Here is a 6531-nt window from a genome sequence, read left to right as displayed (position 1 = left end):
TGCGGGCGGCCTGAGCGACGATCGGGGCCGCACCGGTGCCGGTGCCGCCGCCCATGCCGGCGGTGACGAAGCACATGTGGGTGCCGTTGAGGTGGTCGATGATCTCATCGATGCACTCTTCGGCGGCCGCACGGCCGACTTCCGGCTGCGAACCGGCGCCGAGACCTTCGGTGACGGCGACACCCATCTGGATGATGCGCTCGGCCTTGGTCATGGTCAGAGCCTGGGCATCGGTGTTGGCGACGACGAAGTCGACGCCCTGGAGGCCTGCAGTGATCATGTTGTTGACGGCGTTGCCGCCGCCGCCACCCACACCAAAGACGGTGATGCGGGGCTTCAGCTCCGTGATATCCGGCTTCTGCAAGTTGATAGTCATTGTACCCGTTCCTTCTGTTTTCTGGCCGCCTTGCCGAGCCGACCAAATCTTTCAAAGTCCTAGTTTGTATTCACCCGGTTCCGTCCCTGTCGGAGCCGGGCAGCTCTACTCAAAAACTCTCTTTCAACCACTGGCCCATGCGGGCGATGCGGCCGTTGCCGGCGCCGAGCGCCGAGAACATGCCGCCGTGGGAGGCATGGGTCTCGAGGTCGGCGACCTGCGGATAGATCATCAGGCCGACCGCCGTGGAGAAGGCCGGGCCCTTGGCAGCCGCCGGCAGCCCGGAAACCCCGAGCGGACGGCCGATGCGAACATTGCGGGCGAGGATGCGGCGCGCCGCTTCCGGCAGGCCCGTGAGCTGGCTTGCGCCGCCCGTCAAAACGATGCGCTTGCCGACGATCGGGCTGAAGCCCGAGCGCTGGATACGATCGCGGATGAGTTCCAGCGTCTCTTCGATGCGAGCGCGCACGATGCGCGAAACGAGCGCGCGCGGCACATGCGTCGGCTGATCGCGGTCGTCCTCGCCGATCGGCGGGACGGAGACGATGTCGCGCTCGTCGGCGCTGTTGGGCAGCGCCGAGCCGTGCACGACCTTCAGCCGCTCGGCATCCTCGATGCGGGTCGAAAGACCACGCGCCAGGTCCGTCGTCACGTGATGGCCGCCAAGGCTGACGGCGTCGGCGTGAACCAGCTTGCCCTCGGCAAAGACCGAGATCGTCGTCGTGCCACCGCCCATGTCGATCGCCGCGCAGCCAAGCTCGACCTCGTCATCGACGAGCGCGGCAAGACCGCTGGCATAGGGCGTCGCCACCATGCCCTCGACCGAAAGGTGAGCGCGGTTGACGCAGAGTTCCAGGTTCTTGAGCGCCGCACGCTCGGCCGTCAGCACATGCATGTCGACGCCGAGAACGTCGCCGAACATGGCGAGCGGATCACGGATGCCGCGTTCGCCATCGAGCGAGAAGCCCGTCGGCAGCGAGTGCAGGATGGCGCGGTCGGAGCGCAGCGACTGCTGGCCGGCGGCCGACAGGACCTTGCGCAGATCATTGGCGTCGACTTCCTGGCCGCCGAGATCGATCGTCGCGGTGTAGACGTCGCTCTGCAGACGGCCCGCCGAAACGTTGACGATCATGCTGTCGATGGTAAGGCCGGCCATACGCTCGGCCGCATCGACGGCGAGCCGCACGACGCTTTCGACCGCATCGAGATCGGCGACGACGCCGTTCTTGACGCCTCGCGACTTCTGATGACCGATGCCGATGATTTCGACGTTGTGGGTGCGGTTGGGCAGGATCTGGCTTTCGGCGCGCGGCGTCAGCCGGCCGATCATGCAGACCACCTTGGTCGACCCGATATCCAGCACCGAGACGACATGAGACCGCTTCGAAGAAAGCGGCTTCAGGCGCGGCAGGCCAAAGCTGGAGGACCCGAACAAACTCATATCCGCCCCTCTTTCTTCTTCTCGGTCTCCTGCGCCTTCAGCATTTTGTCCCTCGCCTTCAAGGCAACTTCGCGCCGGGTCACTGCGTCCGGCGTCAACTGAACTGTGGTTCGATCTTGCAGTCTCAGATCCACGGCAGCGATGTCGCGCTCGAGGAGCTGGTGCTGGCTTTCCATGTCGGACAGCACCTGCATCGCCCGGGCAACGTCATGCTCCGGCAACTTGACGACGATGCCGTTGTCGAGACGCAGGTCCCAGCGGCGACCGGCGACACGGACGAAGGCCTTCACCCGCGAGCGGATCTCCGGCCAGCGGGAAAACTCGTCGTAGAAATCGGCGGCCGCCGTCTCGGCGTCACGGCCGACGAAGAGCGGCAGGGCCGCGAACTTGTTGTCGCGCAGCGGCGCAATCACGCTGCCGCTTCTTTCGATCAACGAAAGGTCGGAGCCGTGCTGCCAGATGCCGAACGCCTTGCGCTCGGTGAGGCTGACCTCGATCGTGCCGGGGTAAACCTTGCGAACGGTGACGCCCTGCACCCAGGGCATTTCCGCAATCAGTTTGCGCGCCTCGGCGATATCGAGCGCCACCAGCGAGGTCGTGCCATCGAGGCCGAGCTGCTGCAGGATATCGATCTCCGAGGTCTGGTCGTTGCCGGAAACCTTGACGTCCTCGATGGCGAAACCGGCGGCCGTGGTCGATGCCTGGGCGAAGTTCTGCGTGTGCCCGCCAAGCGACATGCCGTAAAAACCGGTGGCGGCAAAGAATACGAGCGCCGAGATCGTGCCCGTATGGGCGGGGAAGCGAATGCGGCCAGCCCCGAGACTGACCAGGAATCGAACGGCACGGCGCAGCGGACGCGGCAGCACGCGGCCACCGTCCACGTCGACGGCAGCAGCACCGTCGAGGTGACGAACCCTCTTGCCTCTTCTGCCCCTCAACGCAAACACGACGCTTCCTCCACCATCCAACTCAAAAACTCACCGAAACCATAGCCGGCATGCGCAGCCATTTCGGGCACCAGGGAGGTTGGCGTCATGCCGGGCTGGGTGTTGATTTCCAGCCAGATCAGCTCGCCCTCACCGGAGGAACTGTCATCGAAACGAAAGTCGGATCGGCTGACGCCGCGGCAACCGATTGCCTGATGCGCCTTCAGAGCGAGTGTTTGTATTTTTTGGTAAATATTTGGTGAAATCTGTGCCGGAATGACGTGGCTAGAACCACCTTTTACGTACTTGGAGTCGTAATCGTAGAAGGCGTGGCCCTGCGGAATGATCTCGGTTACGCCTAGCGCACGATCACCCATGACACCGCAGGTCAACTCGCGACCGGCAACATAACGCTCGACCATGATTCGGTCGCCATAGCGCCACTCGCTCGACGTCACCACCTGCGGCGGATGCGACTGATCTTCCTTGACGATGACGACCCCGAAGCTCGACCCCTCGCGGACCGGCTTGACGACATAGGGCGGCTTCATCGGATGCTTCGGGCCGAAAGCGTGACGATCCATCACCTGCGCGTCGGCGACCGGAATGCCGGAGGCGGCAGCAACGTGCTTTGCCTGCGCCTTGTCCATCGCGAGCGCGGAGGCGAGCACGCCGGAATGGGTGTAGGGAATTTCCAGATACTCGAGGATGCCCTGGATCGTGCCGTCCTCCCCGAACGGACCGTGAAGGGCGTTGAAGGCGACGTCCGGACGGAGTGCCGCCAGCACCTCTGCAACATTGCGATCGACGTCGATTCGGGTGACGCGGTAGCCGGCAGCCTCGAGGGCATCCGCACAGGCAGCCCCGGACGACAGGCTAACCGGTCGCTCCGAAGAAAATCCGCCCATCAGGACAGCCACATGCTTGCCGCTCATTCGAACCCCCAGACAATACGCCACTATCGCAAGGTTTCCTTGCGTCTGGCTGATTCCGGTTTTCGCGAGTCACCGGCGCCATTGAGGTCACTAGAACGGCATTATGGTTAACGAACCGTTTACTTTCGTTAACCTTAGTCGGGAAACGAAACACGCGCGGCGCCTGCGCATACACGGGCGAAAACGCATTTTAGCGAGAGATCAAAGGGTTGCGAAGTAATCCTGAATCGAATGCATAACAGGCAAAAAAATGAAAAACCCGCTGCGCAGGGCAGCGGGTTCCTTGCCTGACCGAATCCGAAGCCGGATTAGTCGTCGTCGCCGACGATCTTCCAGACGATGCCGGCGATTGCCGCACCGACGATCGGCGCCACCCAGAACAGCCACAATTGCTGAATGGCCCAGTCGCCGACGAAGAGCGCCTTGCCTGTTGAGCGGGCAGGATTGACCGACGTATTCGTGATCGGGATCGAGACCAGGTGAATAAGGGTGAGCGCCAGGCCGATGGCGATCGGTGCGAAGCCGGCAGGCACGCGGCCATGGGTGGAACCGAGGATGATGAACAGGAAGAAGAAGGTCAGCATCACTTCGGCGACGAGTGCTGATGTCAGCGAATAGCCGCCCGGAAATCGGCCTTGCCGCTCGCGATCAGATAGAGCGTGGCGGCGGCCGCGATCGCACCCAGTACCTGGGCTGTGACGTAACCGGCGAGTTTGTGTGCCGGAAACTTGCCGGCGACCAGCAAGCCCACCGAGACGGCCGGATTGAAATGCCCGCCTGAAATGCCGCCGACCGCATAGGCCATTGTGAGAACGGTTAGACCAAAAGCAAAGGAAACGCCGAGCAGGCCGATACCGATCTCCGGAAAGGAGGCCGCCTGGACCGCACTGCCGCAACCACCGAAAACGAGCCAAAATGTACCGAGAAATTCCGCTGAAAGCCTTTTGAACATGCATTCGCTCCTGAAAAACGAAGCCGATCGCTTCGGTTTTCGAGAGTTTGCCACAATTCGGTTGAGCGCTCGCCACAATACCCGCTGTAGATGAGATTGGCTTCAAATTCACAAGTCCGCAAAGGACTCGGCTTCAATCTGATGGCCGTCCTCATAGAGGACATAGCCAACCCTTGCGGCTTTCTGGATCTCAATGACAATGCCATGTCGCGTGAGCAACGCGGCGACTGCGAAGGCCTTGTCCAGATGATCCCTGGCCGCCGGCTTAAACCAGCTGAGACCATTATTGTCGCGCCGGTGGGTCCCAATGTTCGCCGTACCGGACAGCTTGCAACAGAGGCAATCTCGGCCAATGCGCGGGCAGCCATGCATGAGCGGAACAATGCTGCGCACGATGCCGCGATCGTTCGCATATCTTACGATATTAGGGTTTCGTCATGCCAAAACTTGCGTTAAGACGCCCATGACCGCCTCCCAAGACGGCCTCACATCCATATCAGGAATTATGATAATGACAGACGCGACAACCACCCTGTCGCCGAAGAACAATGCGTCGAAGCACGCGGCAGTGAACTCCCCTGCCCGGGTGCTGTTCGCAAGCCTCGTCGGCACGACAATCGAATTCTTCGACTTCTACGTATACGCCACCGCCGCGGTTCTCGTTTTCCCGCACCTCTTCTTCCCCGGCGCCGACCCGACCTCGGCAATGCTGCAATCCTTCGCGACCTTCTCGATCGCCTTCTTCGCCCGTCCCTTCGGCGCCGTGGTCTTCGGCCACTTCGGCGACAAGGTCGGCCGCAAGGCGACGCTGGTGGCGGCGCTGATGACCATGGGCATCTCCACCGTCGTCATCGGCCTCCTGCCGACCTATGCGACGATCGGCGTCGCAGCCCCGCTGCTGCTGGCACTGTGCCGCTTCGGCCAGGGCCTCGGCCTCGGCGGCGAATGGGGCGGCGCCGTCCTGCTCGCCACCGAGAACGCGCCCGAGGGCAAGCGCAGCTGGTACGCCATGTTCCCGCAGCTCGGCGCGCCGATCGGCTTCATCCTCTCGGCCGGCACCTTCCTCATCCTCGGCGAAGTGATGAGCGACGAAGCCTTCCTCGCCTGGGGCTGGCGCGTGCCGTTCATCGCCAGCATCCTGCTGGTCGCCGTCGGCCTCTATGTCCGTCTGAAGATCACCGAAACGCCGGAATTCCAGAAGGCCGTCGACAAGCACGAGCGCGTGCAGGTACCGATCGCCGAGATCTTCCGCTCGCACAAGCGCAGCCTGGTGCTCGGAACCTTCGTGGCGCTCGCGACCTTCGTGCTCTTCTATCTGATGACGGTGTTCTCGCTGTCCTGGGGCACGGCGAAGCTCGGCTACTCGCGTGAGCAGTTCCTGGTCGTGCAGATGACCGGTGTCGTCTTCTTCGGCCTGATGATCCCGGTTGCGGGCATCCTGTCGGACCGTTTCGGCCGCCGCCTGATCCTCATCCTGACGACCATCGGCATCGGCATCTTCGGCATCTTCATGGCCCCGCTCCTCTCGGGCGGGCTTGGCGGCGCCTTCCTGTTCTCGATCATCGGCCTCGGCCTCATGGGCCTTACCTACGGCCCGATCGGAGCGGCACTCGCCGCCCCCTTCCCGACCTCGGTGCGCTACACCGGCGCCTCGATGACCTTCAACCTCGCCGGCATCTTCGGCGCGTCGCTGGCGCCTTACATCGCCACCTGGCTCGCCACCAACTACAGCCTGGATTATGTTGGCTACTACCTGCTCGCCGCCGCCGCCATCACGCTTCTGTGCCTGGTGCTGTCGACCGAAGACGAGGTTTCGGCCTGATCACGACCGGCTGCGCCGCATGCGCAGCCGGCCACTAGAAGAGAAGAGGCGCAGCGGCCACGCGGCGGCGCGTTTGGCG

The 6531-nt window shown here is 62.9% G+C and carries 5 protein-coding genes and 2 pseudogenes; 1 reads left to right on the top strand and 6 read right to left on the bottom strand.

What is annotated here, in order from left to right; translation table 11 throughout:
* The 6 genes and pseudogenes from I8N66_RS06730 to I8N66_RS06705 all read right to left on the bottom strand — a co-directional run.
* Window positions 1–376 (bottom strand): annotated as a pseudogene (locus tag I8N66_RS06730) (cell division protein FtsZ); the annotation flags it as partial.
* A 109-nt stretch (window positions 377–485) separates the two neighbouring features.
* Window positions 486–1817, bottom strand: coding sequence for a cell division protein FtsA (gene ftsA, locus I8N66_RS06725; RefSeq protein ID WP_113540714.1), 1332 nt, complete (start codon window positions 1815–1817; stop codon window positions 486–488).
* The gene (gene ftsQ / locus I8N66_RS06720; RefSeq protein WP_291151240.1) at window positions 1814–2764 is read right to left on the bottom strand and encodes a cell division protein FtsQ; all 951 of its coding nucleotides are present in this window, start codon (window positions 2762–2764) and stop codon (window positions 1814–1816) included. Before ftsQ ends, ftsA begins: the two co-directional genes overlap by 4 nt.
* Complete coding sequence (locus I8N66_RS06715) at window positions 2752–3678, bottom strand: D-alanine--D-alanine ligase (protein ID WP_113540716.1); 927 nt, start codon at window positions 3676–3678, stop codon at window positions 2752–2754. Before I8N66_RS06715 ends, ftsQ begins: the two co-directional genes overlap by 13 nt.
* Before the next feature lie 308 nt (window positions 3679–3986).
* Window positions 3987–4630: pseudogene (gene aqpZ / locus I8N66_RS06710) on the bottom strand (aquaporin Z).
* A gap of 108 nt (window positions 4631–4738) precedes the next feature.
* Window positions 4739–5023 (bottom strand): hypothetical protein, encoded by a 285-nt coding sequence (locus I8N66_RS06705; RefSeq protein WP_291151234.1) that lies wholly within the window; start codon window positions 5021–5023, stop codon window positions 4739–4741.
* Window positions 5024–5141: 118 nt separating this feature from the next.
* Between I8N66_RS06705 and I8N66_RS06700 the strand changes: the two genes are divergently transcribed.
* Window positions 5142–6452: an MFS transporter gene (locus I8N66_RS06700; RefSeq protein WP_113540719.1), complete on the top strand. Its 1311-nt coding sequence runs from the start codon at window positions 5142–5144 to the stop codon at window positions 6450–6452.
* Window positions 6453–6531 lie beyond the last annotated feature (79 nt).

The sequence above is a fragment of the Ensifer sp. SSB1 genome (assembly GCF_016652895.1).
Lineage (GTDB): Bacteria > Pseudomonadota > Alphaproteobacteria > Rhizobiales > Rhizobiaceae > Ensifer.
The sequence above is the reverse complement of the archived record's forward strand: the minus strand, read 5'-3'. Positions and strand labels throughout refer to the sequence as shown.